28 protein-coding genes are annotated in these 26,472 nt (G+C 70.5%); 15 read left to right on the top strand and 13 right to left on the bottom strand.

Annotated elements, in window-relative coordinates; translation table 11 throughout:
- Nucleotides 1-322 precede the first annotated feature (322 nt).
- The 7 genes from ACE37J_RS08705 (at nt 323) to ACE37J_RS08735 (ending at nt 5,997) form a co-directional block, all read left to right on the top strand.
- Nucleotides 323-1,420 (top strand): VWA domain-containing protein, encoded by a 1,098-nt coding sequence (locus ACE37J_RS08705; RefSeq protein ID WP_409710161.1) that lies wholly within the window; start codon nt 323-325, stop codon nt 1,418-1,420.
- Complete coding sequence (locus tag ACE37J_RS08710) at nt 1,417-2,298, top strand: amidohydrolase family protein (RefSeq protein ID WP_409710164.1); 882 nt, start codon at nt 1,417-1,419, stop codon at nt 2,296-2,298. Before ACE37J_RS08705 ends, ACE37J_RS08710 begins: the two co-directional genes overlap by 4 nt.
- A 13-nt stretch (nt 2,299-2,311) precedes the next feature.
- Complete coding sequence (locus ACE37J_RS08715; protein WP_409710167.1) at nt 2,312-3,163, top strand: MBL fold metallo-hydrolase; 852 nt, start codon at nt 2,312-2,314, stop codon at nt 3,161-3,163.
- A gap of 10 nt (nt 3,164-3,173) precedes the next feature.
- Nucleotides 3,174-4,736: an isochorismatase family protein gene (locus ACE37J_RS08720; RefSeq protein ID WP_409710170.1), complete on the top strand. Its 1,563-nt coding sequence runs from the start codon at nt 3,174-3,176 to the stop codon at nt 4,734-4,736.
- 70 nt (nt 4,737-4,806) lie between these two features.
- A complete protein-coding gene (locus ACE37J_RS08725; RefSeq protein ID WP_409710173.1) occupies nt 4,807-5,136 on the top strand; it encodes a metalloregulator ArsR/SmtB family transcription factor in 330 nt (109 codons plus the stop codon).
- On the top strand, nt 5,133-5,561 hold the full coding sequence (locus ACE37J_RS08730; protein WP_409710176.1) for a YeeE/YedE family protein: 429 nt from the start codon (nt 5,133-5,135) through the stop codon (nt 5,559-5,561). Before ACE37J_RS08725 ends, ACE37J_RS08730 begins: the two co-directional genes overlap by 4 nt.
- Nucleotides 5,562-5,565: 4 nt before the next feature.
- Nucleotides 5,566-5,997, top strand: a complete 432-nt coding sequence (locus ACE37J_RS08735; protein ID WP_409710179.1) for a DUF6691 family protein — start codon at nt 5,566-5,568, stop codon at nt 5,995-5,997.
- Nucleotides 5,998-6,408: 411 nt separating this feature from the next.
- Here the strand turns inward: ACE37J_RS08735 and ACE37J_RS08740 are convergent, their stop codons facing one another.
- From ACE37J_RS08740 to ACE37J_RS08755, 4 genes are all read right to left on the bottom strand, one after another.
- On the bottom strand, nt 6,409-7,095 hold the full coding sequence (locus ACE37J_RS08740; RefSeq protein ID WP_409710182.1) for a helix-turn-helix transcriptional regulator: 687 nt from the start codon (nt 7,093-7,095) through the stop codon (nt 6,409-6,411).
- On the bottom strand, nt 7,095-7,397 hold the full coding sequence (locus ACE37J_RS08745) for a hypothetical protein (RefSeq protein ID WP_409710185.1): 303 nt from the start codon (nt 7,395-7,397) through the stop codon (nt 7,095-7,097). Before ACE37J_RS08745 ends, ACE37J_RS08740 begins: the two co-directional genes overlap by 1 nt.
- A gap of 98 nt (nt 7,398-7,495) precedes the next feature.
- Nucleotides 7,496-8,398, bottom strand: a complete 903-nt coding sequence (gene argB / locus ACE37J_RS08750) for an acetylglutamate kinase (RefSeq protein WP_409710188.1) — start codon at nt 8,396-8,398, stop codon at nt 7,496-7,498.
- Between the two features lie 111 nt (nt 8,399-8,509).
- On the bottom strand, nt 8,510-9,343 hold the full coding sequence (locus ACE37J_RS08755; protein ID WP_409710191.1) for an amino acid ABC transporter substrate-binding protein: 834 nt from the start codon (nt 9,341-9,343) through the stop codon (nt 8,510-8,512).
- A gap of 116 nt (nt 9,344-9,459) precedes the next feature.
- Here ACE37J_RS08755 and gatB point away from each other — a divergent pair, with 116 nt between their 5' ends.
- A complete protein-coding gene (gene gatB, locus ACE37J_RS08760) occupies nt 9,460-10,986 on the top strand; it encodes an Asp-tRNA(Asn)/Glu-tRNA(Gln) amidotransferase subunit GatB (RefSeq protein WP_409710194.1) in 1,527 nt (508 codons plus the stop codon).
- Nucleotides 10,987-10,998: 12 nt separating this feature from the next.
- Here the strand turns inward: gatB and ACE37J_RS08765 are convergent, their stop codons facing one another.
- Nucleotides 10,999-12,885 (bottom strand): SurA N-terminal domain-containing protein, encoded by a 1,887-nt coding sequence (locus ACE37J_RS08765; protein WP_409710197.1) that lies wholly within the window; start codon nt 12,883-12,885, stop codon nt 10,999-11,001.
- A 181-nt stretch (nt 12,886-13,066) separates the two neighbouring features.
- Between ACE37J_RS08765 and ACE37J_RS08770 the strand changes: the two genes are divergently transcribed.
- Nucleotides 13,067-13,723, top strand: a complete 657-nt coding sequence (locus tag ACE37J_RS08770; protein ID WP_409710200.1) for a hypothetical protein — start codon at nt 13,067-13,069, stop codon at nt 13,721-13,723.
- Between the two features lie 36 nt (nt 13,724-13,759).
- Here ACE37J_RS08770 and ACE37J_RS08775 read toward each other — a convergent pair whose 3' ends face one another.
- The 7 genes from ACE37J_RS08775 to hisA form a co-directional block, all read right to left on the bottom strand.
- Complete coding sequence (locus tag ACE37J_RS08775; protein WP_409710203.1) at nt 13,760-14,944, bottom strand: pyridoxal-phosphate-dependent aminotransferase family protein; 1,185 nt, start codon at nt 14,942-14,944, stop codon at nt 13,760-13,762.
- Nucleotides 14,945-15,049: 105 nt separating this feature from the next.
- The gene (gene zapA, locus ACE37J_RS08780; protein WP_409710206.1) at nt 15,050-15,484 is read right to left on the bottom strand and encodes a cell division protein ZapA; all 435 of its coding nucleotides are present in this window, start codon (nt 15,482-15,484) and stop codon (nt 15,050-15,052) included.
- Nucleotides 15,477-15,824, bottom strand: a complete 348-nt coding sequence (locus tag ACE37J_RS08785) for a hypothetical protein (protein ID WP_409710209.1) — start codon at nt 15,822-15,824, stop codon at nt 15,477-15,479. The genes zapA and ACE37J_RS08785 overlap by 8 nt, the downstream gene beginning before the upstream one ends.
- A 98-nt stretch (nt 15,825-15,922) precedes the next feature.
- A complete protein-coding gene (locus tag ACE37J_RS08790; RefSeq protein WP_409710212.1) occupies nt 15,923-17,320 on the bottom strand; it encodes an FkbM family methyltransferase in 1,398 nt (465 codons plus the stop codon).
- On the bottom strand, nt 17,317-17,634 hold the full coding sequence (locus tag ACE37J_RS08795; protein WP_409710215.1) for a phosphoribosyl-ATP diphosphatase: 318 nt from the start codon (nt 17,632-17,634) through the stop codon (nt 17,317-17,319). Before ACE37J_RS08795 ends, ACE37J_RS08790 begins: the two co-directional genes overlap by 4 nt.
- On the bottom strand, nt 17,631-18,389 hold the full coding sequence (gene hisF, locus ACE37J_RS08800; RefSeq protein WP_409710218.1) for an imidazole glycerol phosphate synthase subunit HisF: 759 nt from the start codon (nt 18,387-18,389) through the stop codon (nt 17,631-17,633). Before hisF ends, ACE37J_RS08795 begins: the two co-directional genes overlap by 4 nt.
- Nucleotides 18,383-19,117 (bottom strand): 1-(5-phosphoribosyl)-5-[(5-phosphoribosylamino)methylideneamino]imidazole-4-carboxamide isomerase, encoded by a 735-nt coding sequence (gene hisA / locus ACE37J_RS08805; RefSeq protein ID WP_409710221.1) that lies wholly within the window; start codon nt 19,115-19,117, stop codon nt 18,383-18,385. Before hisA ends, hisF begins: the two co-directional genes overlap by 7 nt.
- Nucleotides 19,118-19,237: 120 nt before the next feature.
- Between hisA and ACE37J_RS08810 the strand changes: the two genes are divergently transcribed.
- The 5 genes from ACE37J_RS08810 to ACE37J_RS08830 all read left to right on the top strand — a co-directional run bounded on the left by ACE37J_RS08810 (nt 19,238) and on the right by ACE37J_RS08830 (nt 24,807).
- Nucleotides 19,238-19,624 (top strand): DUF2147 domain-containing protein, encoded by a 387-nt coding sequence (locus ACE37J_RS08810; RefSeq protein ID WP_409710224.1) that lies wholly within the window; start codon nt 19,238-19,240, stop codon nt 19,622-19,624.
- Nucleotides 19,625-20,704, top strand: coding sequence for a malate/lactate/ureidoglycolate dehydrogenase (locus ACE37J_RS08815; RefSeq protein WP_409710227.1), 1,080 nt, complete (start codon nt 19,625-19,627; stop codon nt 20,702-20,704).
- A 142-nt stretch (nt 20,705-20,846) separates the two neighbouring features.
- A complete protein-coding gene (gene gyrA / locus ACE37J_RS08820) occupies nt 20,847-23,588 on the top strand; it encodes a DNA gyrase subunit A (RefSeq protein WP_409710230.1) in 2,742 nt (913 codons plus the stop codon).
- Complete coding sequence (locus ACE37J_RS08825) at nt 23,585-23,977, top strand: VOC family protein (RefSeq protein ID WP_409710233.1); 393 nt, start codon at nt 23,585-23,587, stop codon at nt 23,975-23,977. The genes gyrA and ACE37J_RS08825 overlap by 4 nt, the downstream gene beginning before the upstream one ends.
- Nucleotides 23,974-24,807, top strand: coding sequence for a lytic transglycosylase domain-containing protein (locus tag ACE37J_RS08830; protein WP_409710238.1), 834 nt, complete (start codon nt 23,974-23,976; stop codon nt 24,805-24,807). Before ACE37J_RS08825 ends, ACE37J_RS08830 begins: the two co-directional genes overlap by 4 nt.
- Before the next feature lie 10 nt (nt 24,808-24,817).
- On the opposite strand, the gene ACE37J_RS08835 is transcribed toward ACE37J_RS08830, so the two are convergent.
- Nucleotides 24,818-24,976, bottom strand: a complete 159-nt coding sequence (locus ACE37J_RS08835; protein ID WP_409710242.1) for a hypothetical protein — start codon at nt 24,974-24,976, stop codon at nt 24,818-24,820.
- Nucleotides 24,977-25,072: 96 nt separating this feature from the next.
- On the opposite strand from ACE37J_RS08835, the gene trmFO reads away from it, so the two are divergent.
- Nucleotides 25,073-26,461, top strand: coding sequence for a methylenetetrahydrofolate--tRNA-(uracil(54)-C(5))-methyltransferase (FADH(2)-oxidizing) TrmFO (gene trmFO, locus ACE37J_RS08840; RefSeq protein WP_409710245.1), 1,389 nt, complete (start codon nt 25,073-25,075; stop codon nt 26,459-26,461).
- The last annotated feature ends 11 nt before the right edge of the window (nt 26,462-26,472 follow it).

Consider the following 26,472-nt stretch of genomic DNA (forward strand, 5'->3'; position numbering starts at 1 on the left):
TCCTATCCAGCGCCGGAACGGCTGCGCGGGGAGAGCGCTTCGAGACAGGAGGCGACGTTGGAAAGTCTTCCCTTCGGCCTCGATCAGCGTCTCTCCGGGGGAGAGACGCCGAGGCCGTCGGCCGGAGGCGCAAGCCGCAGGCCGAGTGGCGCCGAGCCGCCGCGTCGGTTGAAGATCTGACCGGGGCCGCCGCGGTGGCCGCGGACTCGCGGCCGCCGGGGTCGGGCGTATACGCCCGACGCGGCCGCGGGCAGATCAGCCGCGGGTCTGATCTGCCGGGGGCATATGAGAGCGGACGCGCGACTGACTGGGGGCGCCGCCCATGACCTTCCCCGCCCCGCTCCGCCCCGTCCTCGCCTTCGCCGCCCTCCTGCGGGGCGCGGGCTTCGCCGCCTCGCCGGAGCAAACGGAGAGCTTCATCGCCGCCATCGGCCTCCTCGGGCCGAACTCGATCGATGACATCCGCCGCGCCGCCCGCGCGATCTACGGGCCGGGGCCGGAGCAGGGGGAGGCGTTCGACGATCTCTTCGACGCGGCCTTTCTCGGCCGCGCGCTTTCCGCCCCTGCGCTCGGCGCGCCGGAGGAGATGCCGGCGGCCTATGACGCTTCGGGGCTGGAGCTTCTGCCCGAGGCGGGGGAGGAGGAACCTTCGGGGGCTGACGCCTCCGTGGCGGAGAGGCTTTTTACGCGGGCCTTCAGCGAAGGCGAGGCGGCGGGCCTCCGCGCGTTCTCCCGCCTCGCTGAGCGGCGCCTGCCCCGCCGCCGCTCCCGCCGCTTCGCGGCGGGCGGCGGGCGGCGGGCTGACCCTCGCGCGGCGTTTCGGGAGATGATGCGGAAGGACGGGGAACTGACGCGCCTCCCCTCCCGCCGGCGGCGGCAGCGGCAGCGCCGCGTCCTCCTCCTCATTGACGTCTCGGGCTCGATGAAGGCGGGGACGGAGGGCGCGCTCCGCTTCGGCCATGCGCTCCTCCGCGCGGCGGAGCGGGGCGAGGCCTTCACCCTCGGCACGCGGCTCACGCGCGTGACCCCCGCGCTCAGGCGGCGCGACGAGGCGCAGGCGCTTCAGCTCGCCTCGGGCCTCGTCGCGGACTGGGACGGGGGGACACGGCTCGGCGAAGCGCTTTCCGTCTTCCTCTCCGTCCCGCGCTTCGCCGCCCATGCGCGGGGCGCGCTCGCCATCGTCGTCTCGGATGGATTGGAGCGCGGCGGGCCGGAGGCGCTCGTCTCCGCGATGGAGCGGCTGAGGGGGCTCGCCCACGGGCTCCTCTGGCTCTCCCCCCTCGCCGCCGACCCGGCCTACAGGCCGGAGACCGAGGCGATGCGCGCGATCCTCCCACTGCTCGACCGGCTGGGGGACGGCTCCGGCCCCGCCGCCCTCGCCGCCGAGACGCTGGCCTTCGCCAAGGGCGCGCGGCGATGAGGGTGATCGACAGCCATTTCCATGTCTGGCGGCAGGCGGACCTGCCCTGGCTGACAGGCCCGATGCAGCCCCGCATCTTCGGCCCTTACGAGCCGATAAGGCGGGACTATCCGATGACGGAGTATCTCGCCGATCTCGAAGGATCGGGCGTCGAGAAATCCGTCTATGTGCAGGCCAACTGGCCCGTGGAGCGGGCGGAGGACGAAGTCCTCTGGCTCGAAAACCTCGCGCGGGAGACGGGCTGGCCGCACGGGATCGTCGGCTATGCCGACCTGACCGTCGAGGACGCGCGCCCGGCGCTCGACCGCCTCTCCCGCCACCCGCGGATGCGCGGTGTGAGGCAGCAATTTCACTGGCACGAGAACCCGCTCCTCCGCTTCGCCACGCGACCCGATCTCTGCCTTGACGCCAAGGTTCACAAGAACGTCGCGCGGCTCGCGGATTACGGCTGGACCTTCGACCTTCAGGTCTTCGCCCCCCAGATGGAGGGCGCCTGCGCGCTGGTGGACGCGGCGCCGCGGACGCCGCTGATCCTGCAACATGCGGGGATGCCGGAGGATTTGTCGGAAGCGGGCCGCGCCGAGTGGCGCGCGGGGATGGAGGCGCTCGCGAGGCGGCCCAATGTCTTCGCCAAGCTTTCGGGCTTCGGCACCTTCATCCACCGGAACGACCCGGCCCATGTCGGCTGGGTCGTTTCCGAGACGGTCGCGCTCTTCGGCGCGGACCGCTGCCTCTTCGGCTCCAACTTCCCCATCGAGAAGCTCTGGACCGACTACGCCTCCCTCCTCTCCGCCCACCGGGCCGCCGCGGGCGGGCTCTCGGAGGGGGAGCGGGAGGCGATCTTCTTCAACACCGCACGCCGGGTCTACCGGCTCTGAACGGGAGGGATTCATGGCTCTGGAAATCAAGATCCTGGACTTCGGCGACATTGAGCTCGAATCGAGCTTCCTCGTCCTCGGGCGGGATTGCGGGCGCGTGCGTCGGGTGCCGACCTACGGCTTCCTGATCCTCGGCGGGCCCTGGCCCATCGTGGTGGACACCGGCTATCGCGACAACGCGATCATGGAGACGCTGGGGATGCGCGGGCTCCAGTTCCACGAGAACATGATCCAGAACCAGCTCGCCCGCCACGGCGTGAAGATGGGGGACGTGCGGTATATCCTCCACACCCATCTCCATATCGACCATGCGGGGAAGGACGACCAGTTCCCGATGAACACGACGGTGCTCATCAACCGGCGGGAGCTGGAATATTCTGTCTCCGGCCTCATGCACCCGCAATATCCGAAGCCGGACATCATCCACCTCGTGGAGCGGCTCCACACGCCCGGCGCGCTGCGGCTCGTCGATCTGGAGATTTCCGGGCCGATCGAGCTCTGCCCCGGCGTCTATCTGGAGATGGCGGGGGCGCATACCGAGGGCTCGATGAACGTGCATGTTGATACGGTCGAGGGGCGGGCGACGATCTGCGGCGACGTGATCTACGACTTCCAGGATCAGATCATCGAGCCCTACCATTCCTTCGGGCCGGAGGAGTTCCAGGTGACGGGCAATCACGGCGTCTCGAAGCGGGAGGAGAAGGGGCAGATCGGGAAGCTGATGCATTCCGGCGCGAAGTTCCTCCTCCCCGTCCATGACAAGCCGGCGAAGATCGAGCACGGGCAGGTGGTGGGCCGGCTCGACATGGCGGTGCCCGGCCCCGTGACGCAAACCGTGCGCAAGCGCGACTGGTTCCCGATGTAAGGAGGCTCCGATGGCCCATGACGCGCTGGACCCGGCCTTCCGCCGGCTGATCGACGAGCATGCGCCCGTCCGCCAGATCGGCACGGGCTTCACCTTCACCGAGGGGCCGATCTGGCACCCTTCGGAGCATTACCTCCTCTTCTCCGACATGCCGGCGGACGTGCGCCGGCGGTGGGACCGGCACGGCGTCCGTGAGGTTCTGAAGCCCTCGAACAAGGGCAACGGGATGACCTATGACGCGGCGCTCAACCTCATCGTTTGCGAGCATGCGACGTCGTCGGTCGCCCGCTTTCGGCCCGACGGGGCGCGGGAGGTGCTGGCGAGCCATTTCGAGGGGCGGGAGCTGAACTCGCCGAACGACATCGTCGTGAAGTCCGACGGCTCGATCTGGTTCACCGACCCCTGGTACGGTCGGATGCCGCATTACGGCGTGGAGCGGCCGCGGCAGCTCGGCTGGCAGGGCGTGTTCCGCATCCCGCCGAACGCGCGGCCGGGGGCGGAGCCGGAGCTCGTGGTCGACCGCTACATGTTCACCCAGCCGAACGGGCTTTGCTTCTGCCCCGACGAATCGAAGCTCTATGTGAACGATACGGATCAGGCGAACATCCGCGTCTTCGACGTGGACGGGGGGGCGCTGAAGAACGGCCGCGTCTTCGCCTCCGGCATCCGCGACAGCCTGAAATCCGGCGTGCCGGACGGGATGAAATGCGATGCGGAGGGGAATATCTGGGTCACCGGGCCGGGGGGGCTCTGGGTCTTTGCGCCGGACGGGCGGCATATCGGGAAGGTCTCGATCCCCGAACATCCCGCCAATCTCCACTGGGGCGGGGAGGAGTGGCGAACGCTCTTCGTCGCCGCCTCCACCTCCGTCTATGCGGTGGATGTGAAGATCGGGCCGCGGAACGAGCCCTTCATGCGCGCCCGCCCCGCCGCCGCCTCCGCGCCTGCGGCGCCGGCGGCGGACGGGGATCTCAGGCTCGACCCGGCGCGCTGCGCGCTCATCATTCAGGACATGCAGAACGATGTGGTTATGGAGGGCGGCGCCTTCGCCTCCTCCGGCGCGCCGGAGCATGCCCGCGCGCAGCGCTCGGTGGAGAATGCCGCGCGCCTCGCCGCGCATTGCCGTGCGCGGGGCGTGCCGGTGATCCATGTCCATTTCGTCGTGCCGCCGGGGGCGAAGGGGCTGACGCTCAACTGCCCGCTTTTCGAGGGGGCTTACGAGGCGAACGCCCTCATCCGCGGCACCTGGGGCGCCGCCCCGGCGCCGGGGCTCGAGCCCGCGGAGAGCGACCATGTGGTGGAGAAGATGCGCATGTCGGCCTGGGAGGGCTCGACGCTGGAGACGGTGCTGAAGGCCGAGGGGCGGGACATCATCATCGAGACGGGCGCCTGGACCAACATGAGCATCGAGCACACGGCCCGCACCGGCGCCGACAAGGGCTATGTCATGGTCATCCCGGAGGACGCCTGTTCGACCATGAATGCGGACTGGCACCGCGCCTCCATCGATTATGCAATGCAGAACGTCGCGCTGGTGACGAAGACGGATGCGGTGATCGCCGCGCTGGGGTGAGGCGCCTCTTGATTGCGGGGAAACGATTGCGTATTTGTGCAATCGAAGAATCGCAATCGAAAGGCCGCCCATGGCGCTCGACCTCAGGCCCGAGACGGAGGAGATGCTGGCGCGCGCGGAGACCGCCTCTGCGTTCCTGAAGACGCTCGCCCATCCCGCCCGGTTGATGATCGTCTGCGCGCTCGTCGAGGGCGAGCGCTCCGTCCGCGCGCTGGAGGACGGGCTCGGCCTCCGGCAGCCCGCGCTCTCCCAGCAGCTCGCCGCGCTGCGGGAGGCGGGGCTGATCGCGGCGCGGAAGGAATCGAAATCCGTGTTCTATCGCCTCGCGGATGGCCGCGCGGCCGAGTTCGTCGCGGTGATGCACCGCCTGTTCTGCGCCGATGGAGGCTCCGAGACATGACCGAGTTCACCCCAATCGCCTCGCTGATCGGCGGCGCCCTGATCGGGCTTTCCGCCGTGCTGCTGATGGCCTTCGAAGGCCGCATCGCCGGGATCAGCGGCATCGCCTCCCGCCTTCTGCCGCCCTGGGGCGGGGAGGCGCTCGGCGGTCGGCTCGGCTTCGTCATCGGCCTCGTGGCCGCGCCTTTCCTCTGGACCGCGGCGACGGGGGAGGGCGTCTTGCAGACCGTCTCCGCCAATGTTCCCCTGATGGTCGTCGCCGGCCTCCTCGTCGGCTTCGGCTCCGTATGGGGGTCCGGCTGCACTTCCGGGCACGGCATCTGCGGCCTCTCGCGCCTCTCGCCGCGCTCGGCCGTTGCGGTGGGGACGTTCATGGCCACGGCCTTCGTCACCGTTCTTCTCACCCGCCATGTGATCGGAGGCTGAACCCATGTCCTTCCTCGTCAATCTCGCCCTCGGACTTCTCTTCGGCGTCGGCCTCATCGTCTCCGGCATGGCGGACCCGGCGAAGGTGCTGAACTTTCTCGACGTGTTCGGGACTTGGGACCCGTCGCTCGCCTTCGTGATGGGCGGCGGCGTGATCGTGGCGTTCGTCGGCTACCGGCTCGTCTTCGGCATGAAGGCGCCGATCCTCGGCGGCAAGTTCCAGGTCCCGACAAGGCGGGACATTGACGGGCGGCTCCTCGCCGGCCCTGCGCTCTTCGGCGTGGGCTGGGGGCTCGGCGGCTTCTGCCCCGGCCCGGCGCTCACCGCGCTCGGGCTCGGCTCTACGGGCATCCTTGCATTCATGCCGGCCATGCTCATCGGCATGTGGGCGGCGCGGATGCTTTCGGAAGGCGGGGCGAAGCTGCGGGCGGCCTGACCTGCCCCCCAAACCGGCGCCCGGCGCAGCACAGCCGGGTCGCCTCCCTTCGTACATACGAAACAGACAAAATGCAGGGCGACGCCCGATACCCCGCCTCGCCTCCGGCCCCGGACCTGATCCGGGGCTGACGCTTTCCGCGCGCGCTATTTTGGAATATCATTTTATTTCAGACGCATGACCCCCATGCGCACTGTGCGCAGGCCCGACGCGCCCGCCAGCGCCTTCGGCTCTAGGGGCACTTCGAGTTCCGGCGGGGCGGCAAGGCGAGCTGCTATCGTTTGCATGACGAGCGGGCGAGGCGGATGATCGGGCTCGTCCGCGAGATGTTCCGCAATCCGGACGCTGCAAGGAAATAGCCCCTCCACGGCTTCCCGTCCTCCGGCCTCGGCTCAGGCTTCGACGCCCCGGTCAGGGCCGCTCGGCCTCGATCAACGCCGCCATCTTCGCGCGGAGGGCGGCGGAGGGTTCGGGGAACCGTTCCTCCAGCGCCTCGGCGCTGAGGATGCGATCGAGGCGGAAATGCCGTTCCGCCCCCCGAAGCTCGCAATGAGCGATCATCGTCCAGACTGCGCGCCAGCGGAGGAGGGCGAAGGGATGGATCACCCGCTCCGTTTCCGCCCCCGCCTCGTCGCGATAGAGGATGCGGAGCTTCCGCGCCGTCTCGGCCGCCCGGCGCACGGCCCGGTGCAGCGTCCGGCGCTCCGCCAGTTCCGTCGGCGGGGCGTGGTATGGGGAGAGGTCGGCCCGCCGCAAACCCGCCTCGCCGAGCGCAGCGCGGAGCTTCGCCTCCGCCCGCCGCGCCGCGCGGGCGAGGTCGTCGTCGGTAAAGGCGCGCGTCATGCGGAGGCCCACGAGCAGCGCCTCCACCTCCTCCCCGTCGAAGCTCAGCGGCGGCATCTCCCAGCCCGAGGCGAGGCGGAAGCCGACGCCCGCCTCCCCGTCGATGGGCGCGCCCGCGGCGCGGAGCGCGTCGATGTCGCGATAGATCGTCCGCGGCGAGACTTCGAGGTCGGCGGCGAGCGCGGCGGCGGTGACGGCGAGCCGCCGTCCGCGGAGCAGCTCCGCCAGCCGGAAGAGCCGCTCCGCGCGCCGCATCAGGCCGCCGACACGACGGGGAGATGGCGCATCTCGACGCTCGCGCCCTCGATGGCGCGTGCGAAGGCGCTCCCGCCCATCGCCTTGCCGAAGGCCGCCGCCGCGGCGGAGGCCGAGGCCTCGTCCTCCCAGAGTACGAGGTCGCGGAACCAGCCTTCCCCCTCCTCCACCAGCATCCGGGAGAGGAAGCCCGGCTGGCGGGAGGCCCATTCGGTCACGAGAGGGGCGGCGGCGCGGAACGCCGCCTCGTCCGCCCCGGCGGCGAGGCGGAAGCGGACGGATTCGAGGCATCGGGTGGTCATCTGAAGTCTCCTGTTCCCAGCGGCGCGGCGTTCTCGCCGCGCGGGGGACGAGACGACGGCGCCGTGACGGGCCATGTCAGGAGCCTCCCGCCCTGCCCTCAGGGGAGGATCATCGTCCCCGCCCCGTGCTCGGTGAAGAGCTCGAGAAGGCAGGCATGCGGCTGCCGCCCGTCCATGATCACGACCGCCTTCACCCCGGCGCGAATCGCGTCGAGCGCGGTCTCCACCTTCGGGATCATGCCGCCATGGATCACCCCGGAGGCGCGGAGACGGTCCACATCTTCCGCCGTCAGGCGGGTCAGCACCTCGCCCTCGGCGTTCTTGACGCCCGAGACGTCTGTGAGGAGGAGGAGCCGCTCCGCCTTCATCGCCCCGGCGACGGCGCCGGCCGCCGTGTCGCCGTTGATGTTGTAGGTCTCCCCGTCCCGCCCGACGCCTACGGGGGCGACGACCGGGATGAAGTCGCCCTTGATGAACATGCGCAGCACGTCCGGGTTCACCTCGACCGGCTCGCCGACAAAGCCGAGGTCGAGCACCTTCTCGATGTTGCTCTCGGGGTCGCGGCTCCAGGTCAGCGCCTTTTCGCAGACGATGAGATCGGCGTCCTTGCCCGAAAGGCCCACCGCGCGGCCGCCCTGCGCGTTCAGCGCCTGCACGATCCGCTTGTTGATCAGCCCGGCGAGGACCATTTCGACCACTTCGACCGTCTTTTCGTCGGTCACGCGCCGACCGTCCACGAATTCGGAGACGATGCCGAGTTTCGCGAGCATCTCGTTGATCTGCGGCCCGCCGCCATGGACGACGACGGGATGAAGGCCGCACTGCTTCATCAGCACGATGTCCCGTGCGAAGCCCGCCATCGCTTCCGAGTCGCCCATCGCATGGCCGCCGAACTTGACGACGACGGTGGCGCCGGCATGGCGTTGCAGATAGGGCAGGGCCTCGCTCAGCGTGCGGGCGGTGGCGATCCAGTCGCGTTTCATTGCGCGCGAAACCTCCATGGGCGTCTCCTCTTCCGGGCGAACCGGGTCGTCTGGCGCTGCATAGCGCCGCCGCGCGCCGGTGGCCACAGGGCGATCGCGTCGCGACCTCCGCGACCGGCGCCGCGCGGCTCATTCCGGCAGCGTCACCACCCGGTAGATGGAGAGCACGAGGTCGGAGAGCGTGACTTCGCCCAGCGTCTCCTCGATCATCGCCTCCACCGCGCCGCTGCGGAAAGCGCGGCTCAGCGCGGCGTCGGCGAGGAGGCGCAGCCGCGTCTCGCCGCGCCGCATCGTCAGCGCATAGGGCTCGAAGGAGAACTGGCCGGGCGCGAATTGCAGCGGCGTCCGCGGGCGGAGAAGCCCGAGTTGATAGCGGAGGATCGCCGCATCGCCGAAATAGGCGGCGACATGGCCGGAGGCGAGCGCCTCCAGCCCGTCCACATGGCTTTCGTAGCCGACGATCTCCGCTCCTGCGCCGCCCTCGGCGGCGAGGATACCGGGGAGGAGCGCGGCCGTCGTCGTCCCCTGCAGGACGCCGACGACCTCCCCTGCGAGCGCCGGAAAGCCGGCGCCGGGGCCGGCGCGGAAGACGGCGCCCATGCCGTCGATGAAATAGGGGATCGAGAAGTCGAACCGCTCCCGCCGCGCGAGGGTCTGCGTCGTCGGCCCGCAGAGCATGTCGATCCGCCCCGATTCAAGGGCCTCGAACCGGTCCGCCGCCGTGACGGGGACCCAGCGGATGCGGAGATCCGCGCGCCCCGCCGCCTGCGAGATCTCCTCCGCCACCGCCTCGCAGAGCCGCACGGCGAGGCCTGCGGGGCGCCCCGCCTCGAGATGGGAGAAGGGCGGCGCGTCCGTCCGGTGGCCGAAGGCGACCTCCCCGCCGGCGGCCGCCCTGTCCATCACGTCGGCGCTCGCCGGGGCGGCGAGGAGGCAGAGGAGGAAAAGGGCCCGCAGGATCATCGTCACGCTCCCGATTTCGCGAAGCCTAGCGGGGCGGGGGGCCGGCGTAAATCGGCCGGCTTGCGGGCGCGGGGGGCGCGGCGTAGAGAACCGGCTACGAAAGAAGGAGCCCGCCCATGCCGCTCGACACCCCCCTGCTCGCCTTCGAGGAGCCCGCCGCCAAGCGCATCGAGGGCGCGACAGGCGAATGGGAGATGGTGATCGGGATGGAGGTCCACGCCCAGGTCGCCTCGAAATCCAAGCTCTTCTCCGGCGCCTCCACCGCCTTCGGCGCGGAGCCGAACACGAATGTGAGCCTCGTCGATGCGGCAATGCCGGGGATGCTGCCGGTCATCAACGCCTTCTGCGTCGAGCAGGCGGTGCGGGCGGGGCTCGGGCTCCGCGCGCAGATCAACCTCCGTTCGGTCTTCGACCGGAAGAACTATTTCTATCCCGACCTGCCGCAGGGCTATCAGATCAGCCAGTTCAAACATCCGATCGTTGGCGAGGGGGAGGTGATCGTCGATCTCGCGCCCGGAATCGCTCGGCGGGTCGGGATCGAACGCATCCATCTCGAACAGGACGCCGGCAAGTCGATCCACGACATGGATCCCTCGCTTTCCTTCGTCGATCTCAACCGCACCGGCGTCGCGCTGATGGAGATCGTCTCGCGCCCGCATATCCGGGGGCCGGAGGAGGCGGCGGAATATGTGCGGAAGCTCCGGCAGATCCTCCGTTATCTCGGCGCATGCGACGGCAACATGCAGGAGGGGAGCCTCCGGGCCGACGTGAACGTCTCGATCTGCCGGCCGGGCGACTACGAGCGCTTCCGCGAGACAGGGGATTTCGGGCATCTCGGGACGCGCTGCGAGATCAAGAACATGAACTCGATGCGCTTCATACAGCAGGCCATCGACTACGAGGCGAAGCGGCAGATCGCGATTCTGGAGGATGGCGGCAAGGTGGAGCAGGAGACCCGGCTCTACGACCCCTCGAAGGGCGAGACTCGTTCGATGCGCTCCAAGGAGGAGGCGCACGATTATCGCTATTTCCCCGACCCAGACCTTCTGCCGCTCGAATTCTCACAGGACTTCGTGGACGGGATCGCAGCGGGCCTGCCGGAGCTGCCCGACCAGAAGAAGGCCCGCTTCGTGCGCGAGTACGGCGTCACCGAGTACGATTCCGGGGTGCTGACCGCCGAGGTCGAGAGCGCGGATTTCTTCGAGGCGGTCGCCTCCGGGCGGGACGGGAAGGCGGCGGCTAACTGGGTGATCAACGAGCTCTTCGGCCGGCTGAACAAGGAGGGGCTCTCCGTCTCCGCCAGCCCGGTCTCCGCCGCGCAGCTCGGCGGGGTGATCGACCTTATCGCGAGCGGGGAGATTTCCGGCAAGATTGCGAAGGACCTCTTCGAGATCCTTTGGTCCGAGGGCGGGGACCCGGCGGAGATCGTCGAGTCGCGGGGGATGCGGCAGGTCACCGATACCGGCGCCATCGAGGCGGCCGTGGACGAGGTGATCGCGGCCAACCCGGAGAAGGCGGCGCAGGCGCGGGAGAAGCCTTCCATGGCCGGCTGGTTCGTCGGTCAGGTGATGAAGGCCACTGGCGGCAAGGCGAACCCGCAGGCGGCGGGCGAGCTGGTGAAGAAGAAGCTCGGGATCGAGTGACGCGGGGCGGCCTCAGCCGCCCGGCATCGAGGTCATCACCGCATCAATCACCGCATCGTTGACGGTGACGCCAAGCTCGGCCTGCTTGGCGGCGATGAAGAGGGTCAGCGCGTCGGAGGCGGCCATCTGGTTCATCTGCCGCTCCAGCGACTGGCGAAGCGCGGCGTTGGCCTCGCTCGCCTCGCCGGGCGCAATCGAAACGAGCGCGGCGACGATGACGACGGGCTCCTCCGTCTCGGCCGGGGCGAACGCCGCGCCTCCCTCCTCCTCCCGGAAGATCGTCTCGACCAAAGCGGGCGGGAGGGAGGCCCAACCCTGAACGCGGGCCTTCGGCCCTTCGGCCCCCGGTTCCAGCCCCAGCTCGGCGGCGATCGCGGCGAGCTCCTCCCCGCCCTCGATGCGGGTGACGAGCGCCTCGGCCTTCGTCTCCAGCGCCTCGACCGTACGGGCGGCGCGCCAGTCCGCCTCGACCTCTTCGCGCACTTCGTCCAGCGGGCGGAGCGCCGCTTCCTTAACGGCCTCGACCCGAAGCACGAAGTATTCGCCTGCGGCGGTCTCCACGAAGTCCCTTTCCTCGCCGTCCTCGGCGGCGAAAAGCTCGGCGAGGAAGTCCCGATCGGCGGCGAAACCCTCGGCCCCGCTCCCGTGGGCAGCAACGCCCGTTGCGCGGCCGAGGGGAAGCGAGAGCTCGGCGGCGATCTCCTCCAGCGTCGCGCCGGCGGCGCGCCGATCCTCGATCTCGCCTGCGAGTTCGGGCGCCCGGTCGATCGCATGGTCGCGGCGGAGCGTGGCGGCCAGCATCTCCCGCGCCTCTTCGAAGCCGGTCGTCTCGGCCGGAACGATCTCCGCCACCTCGACAAGTGCCTGGCCGAAGCCGGTATCCACCGGCCCGGCGACGCCCGGCGCGGCAAGGGCGAAGGCCGCCTCGCCCGTGGCGGCGGCCACCTCGTCCCGCATCACGAATCCGAGATCGACGTCGGCCCTCGTCTCGCGCCGCTCTGCGAGAAGGTCCTCGAAGCTCGCGCCGCCTTCGATCTGCGCGAGCGCGGCCTCTGCCGCCACACGGTCGTCATAGACGATCTGGAAGAGTCGCCGCCGCTCCGGCCGGTCGAACTCGGCCTTCCGCGCCTCGTACATGGAGCGGAGCTCCGCCTCGTCGGGCTCGAAACCGGCGCCGGCCGCTTCCAGCGAGACGTGAAGAAAAACGGCGTCGCGCGTTTCCGGCGCGGTGAAGCGCCCCGCATTCGCTTCGTGATGGGCGGCGAGCGCCGCCTCGTCCGGCGCCGCGATCTCCCCCGCCTCGGCCGGACCGAGGGTGAGGAAGGCGACGCGGCGCAGTTCCGTCTGATGACGATAGAGCGCGTCCACCAGCGGGGCGGGTGCGACGGCTCCGTCTGTCAGGGCGCGTACGAACTGGTCGCGCGCAAGCGCGCGCCGGGTCAGCGCCTCATATGCCTCGACGGAATAACCGCTCTGGGCAAGGAGATAGCGGTATTGCGCCTGGTCGAACCCGCCGGAGGCGTTGAGGAATGACGGGTCCGCGAGGATCGCGTCGCGCACCGCTTCGTCCGGGGCCGAAACGCGGAGGGCGCCCACCGCTTCGTCCAGCGTCGCCTCCTGAGCCAGCCCGGCGAGGACGCGCTGCGGGATCCCGAGGGCCTGCGTCATCTCCCGGTCCAGCGGCTGGCCGAAACGCTGCGCCATCGTCCGCGTCTCGCGCTCCAGCGCATTGGCGAAGCGCTCGGCCGGGATCTTTCGCTCGCCAACCGTAGCCACGGAGGAGGAGAGTCCGCCGGAGAAGACGTCGCCAATGCCCCAGACGGCGAAGGAGACGACGAGAAGCGCGAACAGCGCCTTCGCGACCCAGGTTTTGATGCCGCGTCTGAGCAGGTCGAGCATCGAGCGATCCTTGCGTTCAACAGCCGATTTTCGGCGCGCGGACCTTATGCGCGGCCGGGGCCGCGGCGCAAGTGCGCGCCGGGCGACGGCTTTGCACGCTGCAGAAAGGGCCTCCATGATCAATTTACCTAAAATTAATCGGGATAGCCTAGGAGCATCCGAGGCACAGGGGTGGAAACCGATGGCTCAAAAAGGTTCAGGATCGGCGGCGCCCGAAGCGCTCGTCGTGACGATGAAGGCCGAGCCCGACGGGGCCCTGATGCTTCGCTCGGTCGAACTCGTCGCCCGGCGCTCCCGCGTCCGGTTCTCCTTTCCGGGCGAGGCCGACATCGCCTCCGCCCTCTCCGGCCCGGCCAGCGCCGAAATGGCGAGCCTTGCGCGGAAAGCGCTGGAGCGGCCGGGAATGCTGGCGATGCCCGATCATGTCGCGCGGCTCGGCGGGCTGGTCCTCTCCGATTGTTCGGTGATCGTCGCCGGGGCCGTGGACGGCGGCGAACAGATCATGGTCCGCTTCAACAGGCATCGCGGCGCGCTGCTGACCTTCTTCGCGGAAGGCTCGCATGCGCGTCGCGCCCTTGCGGGCGACGCGGAGGCGCTGATGATAGAGGCGCTGGAGAAGGCCTACATGCCGCTCTTCGACTTCGCGCAGCATATCGAGCGGCTGCTGGAGCGGGGCGAACTCACGCCGGGCACGCCGCCGGTCGACGCGCTGATCTCGATCAACCGGCGCATTCAGGCGTTGCAGGTCTATCGTGCGTTGATGCGCGAAGCGGTCGCGGACGGCGCGCCCGCGTTGCCGCCGTCGCCTCCGCCCCTGCGGCTCGCCTCCTCGCGCTAGGCGAAGCTCCCGGGCTCGCTCCCGGCCGGATGCGGCTCAGGCGACGCCGGGGGCCATCGCCCTGATCGCCGCCTCCACGCCGCCGGGCGCGAAGGGCGCGCCGATATGGGTCAGCGCCAGCTCGACCGCGCCGAGCGCGCCGAGCGCCATCGGCGCGTTCACATGGCCCATATGACCGATGCGGAAGGCGCCCGTTTCCGAGATGCCGAGGCCGATGCCGAGCGTGACGTTGAGGTTGGTCTCCGCCACCGTCCGCAGCCGCTTCGCGTCGATGGAGCCGGTCAGCACCGTCGTCACCGCGTCGGAGCGCTCCGACGCCTCGGTCATGTTCAGCTCCAGCGGCCCGCCCTCGCCCCAGCGGAGCACGGCGGCGCGGACCCCGGCGGCGAGCGCGGCGTGGCGGGCCCAGACGGCCTCCAGCCCTTCCTCGAGGATCATGTCGAGCGCGGCGCGTAGCGCATAGAGATGCTGCACCGGCGCGGTGCCGTGGAAGAGCTGGTAGAAGAATTCGGGCTCCGCCCGCTTCTCCCACGCCCAATGGGAGCGGCCGCGCGTGAGCGTGGGCGTCTTCGCCCAGGCCTTCTCCGACGCCCAGACGAAGCCGAGGCCCGGCGGCGTCATCAATCCCTTCTGCGAGCCCGCGATGGTCACGTCCGCGCCCCATTCGTCCATTTCGTAGGGGACGCAGCCGAGCGAGGCCATGCAATCGACCATGAAGAGGGCGGGGTGGCCCGCCGCGTCGATCGCGCGGCGGATCGCGGCGATGTCGTTCCAGCAGCCGGAGGCGGTGTCGATCTGGACGACGAGGATCGCCTTGATCTCATGGTTCTTGTCGGCCCGCAGCCGCGCCTCGACCGCCTCCGGGTCCACCGCGCGGCGGGGGCGGGCGTTCAGCACCTCGACCTTGATGCCGAGCGCCGAAGCCATTTCCCCCCAGGTTACGGCGAAGCGCCCGGATTCGAGCACCAGTGCGGTCTCCCCCGGGTCGAGCGTGTTGACGAGCGCAGCCTCCCACGCCGCGTGGCCGTTGCCGATGTAGATCATTGGCCGCCCCGCCGTGCGCGCGACCTTCGCGAGGTCCGGCAGCATGGCGAAGGTCATCTCGACAAGCTTGCCCTCGTAGATGTTCGCGCCCGGCCGGTGCATCGCCCGAAGCACCTCGTCCGGCATCACCGACGGGCCCGGAATGGCGAGGAAATGGCGACCGTTGGCGAGGGGCATGGGAGGCTCCGGAGGGGGTGTCGTCTCCCCCGCTTTATCACGGCGCGCCGGGAGGGGAAGCGCGGATTGCCGATGGCTCCCGTCACGAAACGTGATGGACGCCGCCTATTCCTCGCCGCTCTCCCGCCGCGCGCGGCGGAGGGCGCGGCGCTCCGCGCGGCTCAGCCCGTCTCCCTGATCTTCCGGGCCGTCATCCTCCGCGTCGTCGCCCTCGCGGAGCGCGTCGAGACGGCGGGCGGCTTCCTCCATCGCGACGGCCGCCCGCTCGGCCTCCTCGGCGGCGAAGAGATCCGCGGCGGGGGGCGGGGGAGGGGGCGCCGGCTTCGCCAGCGCCGCCTCCGCCTCGTCGAGCTTGTCGGCGAGCATCAAGGCCGCCATGAGGAGGAGGCGCGGCTCGCTCGGCGCGGCGCCGCCGCCCGCGAGGAGCGCCGCCGTCTCCGCATCGATCCGGCGGGCGAGGGCGGCGACGCGCGGCTCCTGCCCGTCCTCGCAGTGGACGGGATAGGTCCTGCCGCCGACGCGGACCGAAACCTCAGCCATGCGCCGCGACCCCGCCCATGGTGCGCAATTCGATGATGGCCGCGTCCAGCGCCAGCGCGGCCTCTTCCTTCAGCTTCTCGTCCTCCGCCAGCGCTTCCCGCAGCTTCGCCGCCTCGGCTTCCGCCGCCTCCGCGCGGGCGAGAGCGGCTTTCAGGGCGCCTTCGTCCGCCTTGCCCCCCGCCTCGGCCTCGAGCGCGGCGATCCGCGCCTCCGAATGCGCCGCGCGCCGCTCCGCCTCCGCCTCCGCCGCGCCCGCCGCCGCCCGCTCTGCGCGCAAGGCGGCTTCGAGCGCGCTCACGGCGGCCCGGAGCCGCCCGACCGCTGTCGCCAGATTGCTCATCCCTGTCCCTCTCTCAACGGTCTGATCGGCGCGCCGAATCGACCCGCGCGCCCCCGCCGCGGCGCAACTATCGCCGCCGGGGCGCAGAGGGGCAACGATTAGCCGCCTTTGTCTCCCCGCCGGACGAAAACGGCGAGGCGGCGCGGCTCGCCCCCCTCCTCCCACTCGATCCGCTCCGCCTCCCGGTAGCCGCGTCGCGCGAGGAGGGGCAGGGCCTTCGCGCTCCTCTCATGGGTCATCGCGAGGGCGATGACAGGGGCGTGCCGCCCGATGGTCTTGCGGAGGCCCTTCAGGACTTCGCGTTCCTCTCCGTTCACGTCGAGGAGAATGAGGTCGGGCGCCTCCGCTCGCAGGAGCGTGTCGCCGGCGCGGACGGGGATCGTCTCCGCGAAGTCGGGCTTCAGCCGCGCCGCCCAGGGCGCCGCCGCGTCGCCGCGCACGGCGAGCCGCCCCCGCGACTCCGCCAGCCCGAGGCCGAGATGCGCCGTCTCCGCTCGCGCCTCCAGCCCGGCGGCGGCGAGGCTGCGCCGGAGCGGGCCGGAGGCCGCATCGGCCCATTCGAAAGCGATGGCGCGCGCGGCGCCGCCATGGCGGAGCATGAAAAGCGTCGCCGCCCCGAGATGGGCGCCGATATCGACGAAGAGGCCCCCGCGCCTCATCCAGCGAAAGAGGAGATCGAGCGCGGGAAGCGCCGGGTAACGCCCCTCCGCCAGAGCGCGCGCCGCCGGATCGTCGAGCCCGCCTGTCTCCGCCAGCCCTGAGAGGGGCGCGAGGCAGCGGAGCGCGGCGAGCGGGACAGTCTCCCGGTGGCGGATCACGCTCGGCGCGGGCGCCGCCTCGGCGATGGGATCGGCGACGAAGGCCTTCAGCCCCCCCTCCGGCAGATGCGCCCATTCCGGCCAGCCGGGGCGCGCGGCGGCGGGAGCGGACCAGCCGAGCATCAGCCAGTCGACGCCGGCCCGCGCCCCGTCCCGCTCCGAAAGCGCGAGAAGGCGACGCGCGCCCGCGCGGCTGAGAAGATAGGCTTCCGCCCCCGGCGCCGACGTGAGCCCGCCCGCGCCGGGGCGCCGCGCGTCCATCGTGGAGAGAACGTGCGGTACGGAGACGAGGCCCGGCCCGTCGCGCCATGCGGCGAGCCGGGCGCCGCAGAAGACGACATCGAACCCGCCCGGCACCGGAACCGCGGAGGGCGGGGCGGAGAGCACTGCGTCGTCCTCGCAGATCAGCGCAGTCTCCGCCCCGTCCGCCAGCATCCGCGCCCAGGCAGCGCGGTGCGAGAGGAGGCAACCGAAGGCGCCGGGCTTGATCCGGTCTTCGCCCCAAAAGGTTTCGGGAAGCAGGTGTTCGTAGAGGAAGAAGGGGAAATCCGGGTCATGCCCGTTCATCGCCTCGATCCGCGCGAAGCCGAGGCCGAGCGCCTCTGCGGCGCCGGTGAAGCGGGCGAGGCGGGCTTCGTCCGCCGCGCGGTTGACGACGTAGAGCGCCGGGGCGCTCACCCTTTCCGCGCGGCCTTCTCCGCGAGGCCGGACACGCCCTCGCGCCGCTCCAGCTCCGCCTCCACGTCCGCGAGCGTCAAGTCTCGCGCGGCGAGCATGACGAGTAGATGATAGAGCGCGTCCGCCGCTTCCGAGACCGTCTCGTCCCGCCCGCCGGAGGCGGCGGCGATCACGGCCTCCACCGCCTCCTCCCCGAATTTCTGGGCGCATTTCGCCGGGCCGGCGGCGAGGAGGCGGGCGGTATGGGAGCCGGTTGCGTCCCCCGCCGCCTTCCGGGCGGCGATGACTGCGGCGAGCCGTTCAAGGGCGCTCACAGCCGCACCGGAACGCCGGCCGACGCCAGCGCCTCCTTAGCCTCCCGGATCGTGTGCTGCCCGAAATGGAAGATCGAGGCGGCGAGGACGGCGGAGGCGCGGCCCTGCGTCACCCCCTCCACGAGATGCTCCAGCGTCCCGACCCCGCCCGAAGCGATGACGGGGATCGGGACGGCTTCGGCGACCGCGCGGGTGAGGGGGAGGTTGTAGCCTTCCTTCGTCCCGTCGCGGTCCATCGAGGTGAGGAGGATCTCGCCCGCGCCCTTCTCCGCCATCTGTTTCGCGAAGCCGACGGCGTCGATCCCCGTCCGCTCCCGCCCGCCATGGGTGAAGATCTCCCACCTGCCGGGGGAGACCGTCTTGGCGTCGATGGCGACGGTGATGCATTGCGCGCCGAACTTCTCCGCCGCGCGGGCGACGAAATCCGGGTCCTTCACCGCCGCCGTGTTGATCGAAACCTTGTCGGCCCCGGCGCGGAGGAGATCGCGGATGTTCTCCAGCGTCCGCACCCCGCCGCCCACGGTGAGCGGCATGAAGCAGCGCTCTGCCGTGCGCTGCGCGACGTCGAGGATCGTCTCGCGGTTGTCGGAGCTCGCCGTGATGTCGAGGAAGCAGAGCTCGTCCGCACCCGCCGCGTCATAGAGCGCGGCCTGCTCCACCGGATCCCCCGCATCGCGGAGATCGACGAAGTTGACGCCCTTCACCACGCGCCCGTCCTTCACGTCGAGGCAGGGGATGACGCGGGTCTTCAGCATGAGGCGGGCTCCTTGAGGAGCGCCATCGCTTCCGCGAGGTCGATCCGCCCGTCATAGAGCGCGCGGCCCGAGATCGCGCCGTCGAGCGGCGCGCCGCAATCGCGGAGGGCGCGGAGATCTTCGAGCGAGGAAACGCCGCCGGAGGCGATGACGGGGATCGAGACGGCGCGGGCGAGCGCCGCCGTGGCGGCGACGTTCGGGCCCTGCATCGCGCCGTCCCGCTCGATATCGGTGTAGATGATCGCGGCGACGCCGGCGCCCTCATAGGCCTTTGCGAGGTCCGTCGCCTCCTCCCCCGTCGTCTCCGCCCAGCCCTCGACCGCCACCTTGCCGCCGCGCGCGTCTATGCCGACGGCGACGCGGCCGGGATGCGCCTTCGCCGCGGCCTTCACGAAGGCAGGGTCCCGCACCGCGGCGGTGCCGAGGATGACGCGCGAGATACCCTTGGCGAGCCAGCCCTCTAGCGCGCCCATCTCCCGCACCCCGCCTCCGAGCTGGACGGGGATCGAGACGGCCCCGAGGATCGCCTCCACCGCCGCGGCGTTCTCTGGCCGGCCGGCGAAGGCTCCGTCGAGATCGACGACATGGAGCCACTCGGCCCCTGCCGCGGCGAAGGCGCGGGCTTGCGCGGCCGGGTTCTCGTTGAAGACGGTGGCCTGGTCCATCTCGCCCCGAATCAGGCGCACGCAGGCGCCGGCCTTGAGGTCGATCGCGGGATAGAGGATCATGCTGCGCTCCGCCGGGCTCCGCCGCGCCTATTAACGGGTTTCGCGCGGGCTCGCAAACGGGGTTGACGAAGCAGCGGAAGCCGGCATCTTTACGCTGGCAACATCCAACGGGAGCCCGTTATGAGACTCATCGCCGCCGCCGCCGCCCTCTCCCTCCTCGCCGGCGCCGCCGCCGCCGATGCGATGGGGAAATGGATGACCAACCCGAACGAGGAGGGGGGGTTCCTCGTCGTCGAGGTCGCGCCCTGCGGAGACGCGCTCTGCGGCACCATCGTCGAGGCGCGGAATGTCTCCGGCGCCGTGAACGAGACCTATGAGCATCTCGGCCGGCAGATGATCACCGGCATGAAGCCGGACGGCGCGAACAAGTGGGACGACGGGGAAATCTGGGCGCCTGACGACGACAAGACCTATTCGGCCAACATGGAGCTGAAGGGCGACGTTCTGGCGGTGGAAGGCTGCGTCATCGTCTTCTGCCGCGGGCAGGACTGGGCGCGGTATCAGTAAATGGCGAAAGATGACGTGCTGATCCCGGCGGAGCGGCTCACCGCCTTCATCGCCGGAACATTCGCGGCCGCCGGCGCCTCCGACGAGGAGGCGCGGGAGATCGCGGCCAATCTCGTCGGCGCCAATCTCGCCGGGCATGACAGCCACGGCGTCGTCCGCACGCCGCGCTACCTCGAGAATGCGCGGCTCGGCCAGATGGTTTTCGGCGGCAAGGCGGAGGTCGTGACGGACGGCGGCGCCTTCCTCCTTCTCGATGGCGGCTTCGGCTTCGGCCAGACCGTGGGGCGGCAGGCCGTGGAGATCGGCGTGGCGCGCGCGAAGCGGGAAGGGGTCGCGCTCGTCGCGCTCCGCCGCGCCGGGCATCTCGGGCGGATCGGGGAATGGGCGGAGCGGGCTTCCGCCGCCGGCCTCGCCTCGATCCATTTCGTCAATGTCGGGCGCTCCATGCTCGTCGCGCCCTTCGGCGCGGCGGAGCGGCGCTTTTCCACCAACCCGGTCTGCATCGGCGTGCCGAACCCCGGAGGCGAGGATTTCCTGCTCGATTTCGCGACCGCGACGGCGGCGGAGGGGAAGATCCTCGTCGCGATGAAAGGCGGCAAGGCGCCGCCCGCCGGCTCCCTGATCGACGGAGACGGGCGCCTGACGGAGGACCCGCGCGCGCTCTATGGCGAAACGGAGCCCGGCGCCGTCCCCGACCCGCGGAAGGGGCCCGGGGCGCTGACCGCGATGGGCGCGCACAAGGGTTCCGGCCTCGCGCTCGCCTGCGAACTGCTGGCCGGGGCGCTGACCGGATCGGGCGCCGCTGGGCCGGGGGAGGGGCCCTATAACGGGATGCTCTCGATCTATCTCGACCCGAACCGGCTTGATGACGGGTTCGGCTGGGGCTCGGCGGTGGCCGATTACGTCGCCTTCGTGAAGTCGGCCCGGCCCGCCGACCCGGCCTCGCCCGTCATGATCCCCGGCGACCCGGAGCGGAAGGCGCGCGCCAGGCGCCTGGCCGAAGGCGTGCCCCTGCCGAGGGAGACATGGGATAGCCTCGTCGCAGCGGCGCGCTCGGTGGGGGCTCCTGAAGCGGCCTGAGCTGCGGGAGCGACAGACATCCCGCCGCCGCTGATTTCGAGGACGAGGACGACCAGCCTCTCCGCATCCCCCGCGATGGACGCGCGCCCCCCCGCGTAATATACCTTTCTCACCCTTTCGGCTGGCGAAGCAGGACATCCCCTTGAGCGACGACGAGACACAGGACGGCCCCGAAGAGGCCGGCCCGGCAAGACCCTCCCATTCCGGCCCGACGATCTCGATCGAGGACGAGATGCGGCGGTCCTATCTCGACTATGCGATGTCCGTCATCGTCTCCCGCGCAATTCCGGATGTGCGGGACGGTCTGAAGCCCGTCCACCGGCGCATCCTCTATGCGATGAGCGAGACGGGAAACACCTTCGACAAGCCCTACCGGAAGTCCGCCCGGCCCGTCGGCGACGTGATGGGCAAGTACCATCCGCATGGCGACAGCGCGATCTATGACGCGCTCGTGCGGATGGCGCAGACCTTCTCCATGCGCCTGCCGCTCCTCGACGGGCAGGGCAATTTCGGCTCGATGGACGGCGATGCGCCGGCGGCGATGCGCTACACCGAGGTGCGGATGGCGAAATCCGCCGGCGCGCTCCTCGAGGACATCGACAAGGAGACGGTCGATTTCCAGGACAATTACGACGGGAAGGACCGGGAGCCGACCGTGCTTCCCGCCCGGTTCCCCAACATCCTTGTCAACGGCGCGGGCGGCATCGCCGTCGGCATGGCGACGAATATCCCGCCGCACAATCTCGGCGAGGTGATCGACGCGACGCTGGCGCTGATCGCCGAGCCGGACCTGACGGTCCATGACCTCATGCAGCACATCCCGGCGCCGGATTTCCCGACCGGCGCGCTGATCCTCGGGCGTTCGGGCGCGCGGAAGGCCTATCACGAGGGCCGCGGCTCCGTGATCATGCGCGCGAAGACGCATATCGAGGAGATCCGGAAGGACCGCTTCGCCATCATCGTGGACGAGGTTCCCTATCAGGTGAACAAGTCCACTATGATCGAGAAGATCGCGGAACTCGTGCGCGAGAAGAAGATCGACGGGCTCCACCACGTGCAGGACGAGAGCGACCGGCAGGGCGTCCGCGTCGTCATCGAACTGAAGCGGGACGCGACGCCGGACGTGGTGCTGAACCAGCTCTTCCGCTTCACGCCCCTCCAGCAGAGCTTCCCCTGCAACATGCTGGCGCTGAACGGCGGCCGGCCGGAGCAGATGGACCTCCGGCGGATCCTCTCCTCCTTCATCGCCTTCCGCGAGGAGGTGGTGACGCGGCGCACGGCCTTTGAACTCCGGAAGGCGCGGGAGAGGGCGCATCTTCTCTGCGGCCTCGCCGTCGCGGTGGAGAACGTGGACGAGGTGGTGCGCACGATCCGCGCCTCGGCGGATGCTGCGGAGGCGCGGCGCAGCCTGATGGAGCGGCGCTGGCCGGCGGCGCAGATCGCCGACTATCTCCGCCTCATCGACGACCCGGCCCATCCGATGAACGAGGACGGGACCTATAACCTCTCCGATGCGCAGGCGCGCGCGATCCTGGAGCTCCGGCTCCAGCGGCTCACGGCGCTCGGCGTGAAGGAGGTGACGGACGAGCTCGAGTCTCTCGCCGCGCGGATCGTGGATTATCTCGCCATCCTCCGCTCGCGCGAGCGGATCATGGCGATAATCTCGGAGGAGCTCTCCGCCGTGAAGGCGGCCTTCGCGACGCCCCGCCGGTCCGAGATCGTCGAGTTCGACGGCGACGTGGACGACGAGGACCTGATCGAGCGGGAAGAGATGGTCGTCACCGTCACCCACGGCGGCTATCTGAAGCGCACGCCTCTGGCCGAGTACCGGGCGCAGGCGCGGGGCGGCAAGGGGCTTTCGGGAATGTCCACGAAGGACGACGATTTCGTCACCACGCTCTTCGTCGCCAACACGCACACGCCGATCCTCTTTTTCACGACGGACGGCATCTGCTACAAGCTCAAGACATGGCAGCTCCCGCTTGGCGGGCGGGCGAGCCGCGGCAAGGCCATCGTCAACGTCCTGCCCGTGACGGCGGGAATCTCCATCGCCGCGCTGATGCCGGTGGACCGGCCGGAGGAGGACTGGGCCGATCTCCAGATCACCTTCGCCACGGCGAAGGGCGGGGTCCGGCGCAACCGGCTCTCCGACTTCACCAACGTCATGCGGAACGGCAAGATCGCGATGAAGTTCGAGGGCGAGGACGCCGACGACACGCTGGTGAACGCCCGCATCTCCTCCGAGGAGGATGACGTGATGCTGGTGACGGCGGCGGGCAAGGCGATCCGCTTCTCCACCATGGATGTGCGGGTGTTCGAGGGGCGCGGCTCCACCGGCGTTCGCGGCGTTCGGCTGGCGGAGGGGGACAGGGTGGTCTCGATGTCGATCATCCGCCATTTCGAGGCGACGCCGGAAGAGCGCGCGGCCTATCTCAAGATGCGCCGCGCGGTGGCGGGGCAGGCCGAGGGCGTGGAGGAGGAGGCCGAGCCCGAGGAGGAGGCGGTGGCCGTCGTCGCCCTCTCGCCCGAGCGCTACGCCGAGATGTCCGCGGCGGAGAATCTTATCCTCACGCTGACCGAGCGCGGGCAGGGCAAGCTTTCCTCGAGCCATGACTATCCCCTTCGGGGCCGGGGCGGGCAGGGCGTCTTCGCGATGGACCGGGCGATGCGCGGCGGGCCTGTCGTCGCCTCCTTCCCGGTCGAGATCGACGACCAGATCATGGCGGTCACGGATGGCGGCCAGTCCATCCGCTGCCCCGTCTCCGGCATCTCCTTCCGCTCCCGCAACGCGGGGGGCGTGAAGGTGCTGAATGCGGCGGCGGGCGAGCGCGTCGTCTCCGTCGCGCGGATCGCGGAGCAGGGCGGGGAGGAGGCCGAGGGGTGAGCGGGCGCCTCGCTCTCGTCGCGATCGTCGTCGAGGCTTATGACCCGGCCATCCTATGGTTCTCCCGCGCGCTCGGCTTCACGCTGAAGGAGGATTCGCCGCGCCCCAGTGGCGGCCGTTGGGTCGTCATGAGCCCGCCCAGCGGCGGCGCCGACATCCTGCTCGCCGAGGCCGCGAACGAGGATCAGCGCGCGGCGAGAGGCGGGGCGGCCGGAGGTCGCGTCGCCTTCTTCCTCGAGACAGACGATTTCGCTGCGGATCATACCCGGATGCGCGCTGCCGGGGGCGAGTTCGAGGAGGCGCCGCGGGACGAGCCCTATGGCCGCGTCGCCGTGTTCCGGGATCTCTGCGGCAACCGGTGGGACCTTCTTCAGCGGAGGCCGGCGTGAGGGCGGCCGGCCTCGCCCTCGCCCTCCTCGCCTCCTCGGCCCAAGCCTATACCGGCGTCGAGGAACCCTCATGGCCCGTCCGACATGACCCGGCCTCCCCCGCCGGCCTCTGCGCTCTGATCGCCATCAACGCGGAGCGGCGGGGGCTGCCGAAGGACTATTTCGCGCGCCTGATCTGGAAGGAGAGCCGGTTCGACATCGAGGCCGTCTCCCCCGTCGGCGCGCAGGGCGTGGCGCAGTTCATGCCCTATACGGCGAAGGAACGCGGTCTGGCGGACCCGTTCGACCCGGAGCAGGCAATTCGCGCCTCGGCGGATTTCCTCGCCGATCTCCGCGCCGCCTTCGGTAACTGGGGCCTCGCCGCCGCGGCCTATAATGGCGGCCCGGATCGGGTGGCGCGCTGGCGGACGGGGCGGGGCGGGCTGCCGGCGGAGACCCAGGATTACGTTCTCTCCATAACCGGCCAGCCCGCCGCCTATTTCCTCCGCAAGGGGGCCGAGGTCGGCCCCCGGCCGCTCGGCCCCGGCCCGTTCGAGGCGGACTGCGCGAAGCTGCCCGTGATGGAGACGCGCGCCGCGCCGCGCCCGCCCTGGGGCGTCGTCGTCGCCGGAGGGCGGAACGCGCGGGCGGCGCATATCGCCTTCGACCGGGCGCGCCGCGCAGCCCGCGGGGTCATCGACGCGGCGGAGATGACGGTGATCCGGGCGCCGCGGAAAAGCGCGGGCCCGCGCTACCTCGCGATTCTCGGGGCCGAGACGCGGTCCGAGGCGCAGAAGCTCTGCCTCCGCATCCGCCGCGCAGGTGTGACCTGCATGATCCGCAAGACCTGACTGCGCAGGTTCAGGCGCCGGGGAGAATGCGGGAGAGGAGGAAGGCCGCGCCGCCTTCACGCGCCAGCCGCTCCGCCTCCGGCCCGCCGGCGACAGCGCTCCAGAGCGCGCTTGCCGCCGCCGCGACGCAGAATAGCGCGATCAGAGTCCAGCCCGCCCTGCCTCGCATCCCGTCCTCCCTCGTTCCTCGGACGACGCTTGCCCTCGCAATGCGGCGGCCTCATGGCGCGACGGCGCCCTCGCGCGGGCGTCGATGGAAGGCTACATGTCCTCTCGCGAAGAGAGCGTTAAGGAGGGCGGCATGGAGCCGATCCACATCATCGGCGGCGGCATGGCGGGCTCCGAGGCCGCCTGGGCGGCGGCGGAGGCGGGCGTGCCCGTCATTCTGCACGAAATGCGCCCCCTTCGCGGGACCGAGGCGCACCGGACGGAAGGGCTGGCCGAGCTCGTCTGCTCCAATTCCTTCCGCTCGGACGACGACGAATCGAACGCGGTCGGCCTCCTGCACTGGGAGATGCGCGCCGCAGGATCGCTCGTCATGGCCGCGGCGGCGGAGGCGAAGCTGCCAGCCGGCGGCGCGCTGGCCGTCGACAGGGACCGGTTCTCCGCCGAGGTCACGGTGCGGATCGGGGCGCATCCGCTCATCCAGGTCGAGCGCGGCGAGGTCGCAGGCCTGCCGCCGGAGGACTGGTCGTCCGTCATCGTCGCCACCGGCCCGCTCACCTCGCCGGCGCTGGCTGAGGCGATCCGCTCGCTGACAGGGGAGGAAAGCCTCGCCTTCTTCGACGCCATCGCACCCATCGTCTACGCCGACAGCGTGAACATGGAGAAGGCCTGGTTCCAGTCCCGATACGACAAGGGTGAGAGCGAGGCTGAGCGGACTGCCTATCTCAACTGCCCGATGAACCGGGAGGAATACGACCGCTTCATCGACGCCCTGCTCGCCGCGCCCGTCTCCGAGTTTCGCGAATGGGAGAAGGACACGCCCTATTTCGAGGGATGTCTCCCCATCGAGGTCATGGCCGCGCGGGGGCGGGAAACGCTGCGGCATGGTCCGATGAAGCCCGTTGGGCTGACCAATCCGCATGCGCCGGGGGTCAAGGCCCATGCGGTCGTCCAATTGCGGCGGGACAATGCGCTCGGCACGCTCTTCAACATCGTCGGCTTCCAGACGAAGATGAAGTACGCGGCGCAAGCCGATGCGCTTGCGCTCATTCCCGGGCTGGAGGGGGCGCGGTTCGCCAGGCTTGGCGGCATCCACCGGAACACGTTCCTGAACTCGCCGCGCGTGCTCGACGGCGAAATGCGGCTCCGCGCGGCGCCGCGGCTGCGCTTCGCCGGGCAGATCACCGGCGTCGAGGGTTATGTCGAGAGCGCGGCGATGGGTGGGCTCGCCGGCCGGCTCGCCGCGGCGGAGCGGCTTGGCCGGACCTTGCCGCCGCCGCCTCCCGAAACGGCCCACGGCGCGCTCCTCGCCCATATCACCGGGGGGGCGGAGGCGGAGACGTTCCAGCCGATGAATGTCAACTTCGGCCTCTTCCCGCCGCCCGAGGCCGCGCCGGGCGGGCGCCGCGGCAAGGCGAGCCGGAAAAGTCTTTACACCACAAGGGCGAAAGAGGCCTTCAAGCGGTGGAATTGTGTCTTTGCGAATTGACAGCGTAGAGG

Origin of the sequence: Pikeienuella sp., from assembly GCF_046290545.1 — a bacterium.
In the GTDB taxonomy this organism is placed as follows: domain Bacteria; phylum Pseudomonadota; class Alphaproteobacteria; order Rhodobacterales; family Rhodobacteraceae; genus Pikeienuella.

Coding starts and splice junctions, on each gene's coding strand:
- ACE37J_RS08705 (WP_409710161.1), top strand. CDS start 323: ATGACCTTCCCCGCCCCGCTCCGCCCCGTCCTCGCCTTCGCCGCCCTC.
- ACE37J_RS08710 (WP_409710164.1), top strand. CDS start 1,417: ATGAGGGTGATCGACAGCCATTTCCATGTCTGGCGGCAGGCGGACCTG.
- ACE37J_RS08715 (WP_409710167.1), top strand. CDS start 2,312: ATGGCTCTGGAAATCAAGATCCTGGACTTCGGCGACATTGAGCTCGAA.
- ACE37J_RS08720 (WP_409710170.1), top strand. CDS start 3,174: ATGGCCCATGACGCGCTGGACCCGGCCTTCCGCCGGCTGATCGACGAG.
- ACE37J_RS08725 (WP_409710173.1), top strand. CDS start 4,807: ATGGCGCTCGACCTCAGGCCCGAGACGGAGGAGATGCTGGCGCGCGCG.
- ACE37J_RS08730 (WP_409710176.1), top strand. CDS start 5,133: ATGACCGAGTTCACCCCAATCGCCTCGCTGATCGGCGGCGCCCTGATC.
- ACE37J_RS08735 (WP_409710179.1), top strand. CDS start 5,566: ATGTCCTTCCTCGTCAATCTCGCCCTCGGACTTCTCTTCGGCGTCGGC.
- ACE37J_RS08740 (WP_409710182.1), bottom strand. CDS start 7,095: ATGCGGCGCGCGGAGCGGCTCTTCCGGCTGGCGGAGCTGCTCCGCGGA.
- ACE37J_RS08745 (WP_409710185.1), bottom strand. CDS start 7,397: ATGACCACCCGATGCCTCGAATCCGTCCGCTTCCGCCTCGCCGCCGGG.
- argB (WP_409710188.1), bottom strand. CDS start 8,398: ATGGAGGTTTCGCGCGCAATGAAACGCGACTGGATCGCCACCGCCCGC.
- ACE37J_RS08755 (WP_409710191.1), bottom strand. CDS start 9,343: ATGATCCTGCGGGCCCTTTTCCTCCTCTGCCTCCTCGCCGCCCCGGCG.
- gatB (WP_409710194.1), top strand. CDS start 9,460: ATGCCGCTCGACACCCCCCTGCTCGCCTTCGAGGAGCCCGCCGCCAAG.
- ACE37J_RS08765 (WP_409710197.1), bottom strand. CDS start 12,885: ATGCTCGACCTGCTCAGACGCGGCATCAAAACCTGGGTCGCGAAGGCG.
- ACE37J_RS08770 (WP_409710200.1), top strand. CDS start 13,067: ATGGCTCAAAAAGGTTCAGGATCGGCGGCGCCCGAAGCGCTCGTCGTG.
- ACE37J_RS08775 (WP_409710203.1), bottom strand. CDS start 14,944: ATGCCCCTCGCCAACGGTCGCCATTTCCTCGCCATTCCGGGCCCGTCG.
- zapA (WP_409710206.1), bottom strand. CDS start 15,484: ATGGCTGAGGTTTCGGTCCGCGTCGGCGGCAGGACCTATCCCGTCCAC.
- ACE37J_RS08785 (WP_409710209.1), bottom strand. CDS start 15,824: ATGAGCAATCTGGCGACAGCGGTCGGGCGGCTCCGGGCCGCCGTGAGC.
- hisF (WP_409710218.1), bottom strand. CDS start 18,389: ATGCTGAAGACCCGCGTCATCCCCTGCCTCGACGTGAAGGACGGGCGC.
- hisA (WP_409710221.1), bottom strand. CDS start 19,117: ATGATCCTCTATCCCGCGATCGACCTCAAGGCCGGCGCCTGCGTGCGC.
- ACE37J_RS08810 (WP_409710224.1), top strand. CDS start 19,238: ATGAGACTCATCGCCGCCGCCGCCGCCCTCTCCCTCCTCGCCGGCGCC.
- ACE37J_RS08815 (WP_409710227.1), top strand. CDS start 19,625: ATGGCGAAAGATGACGTGCTGATCCCGGCGGAGCGGCTCACCGCCTTC.
- ACE37J_RS08835 (WP_409710242.1), bottom strand. CDS start 24,976: ATGCGAGGCAGGGCGGGCTGGACTCTGATCGCGCTATTCTGCGTCGCG.
- trmFO (WP_409710245.1), top strand. CDS start 25,073: ATGTCCTCTCGCGAAGAGAGCGTTAAGGAGGGCGGCATGGAGCCGATC.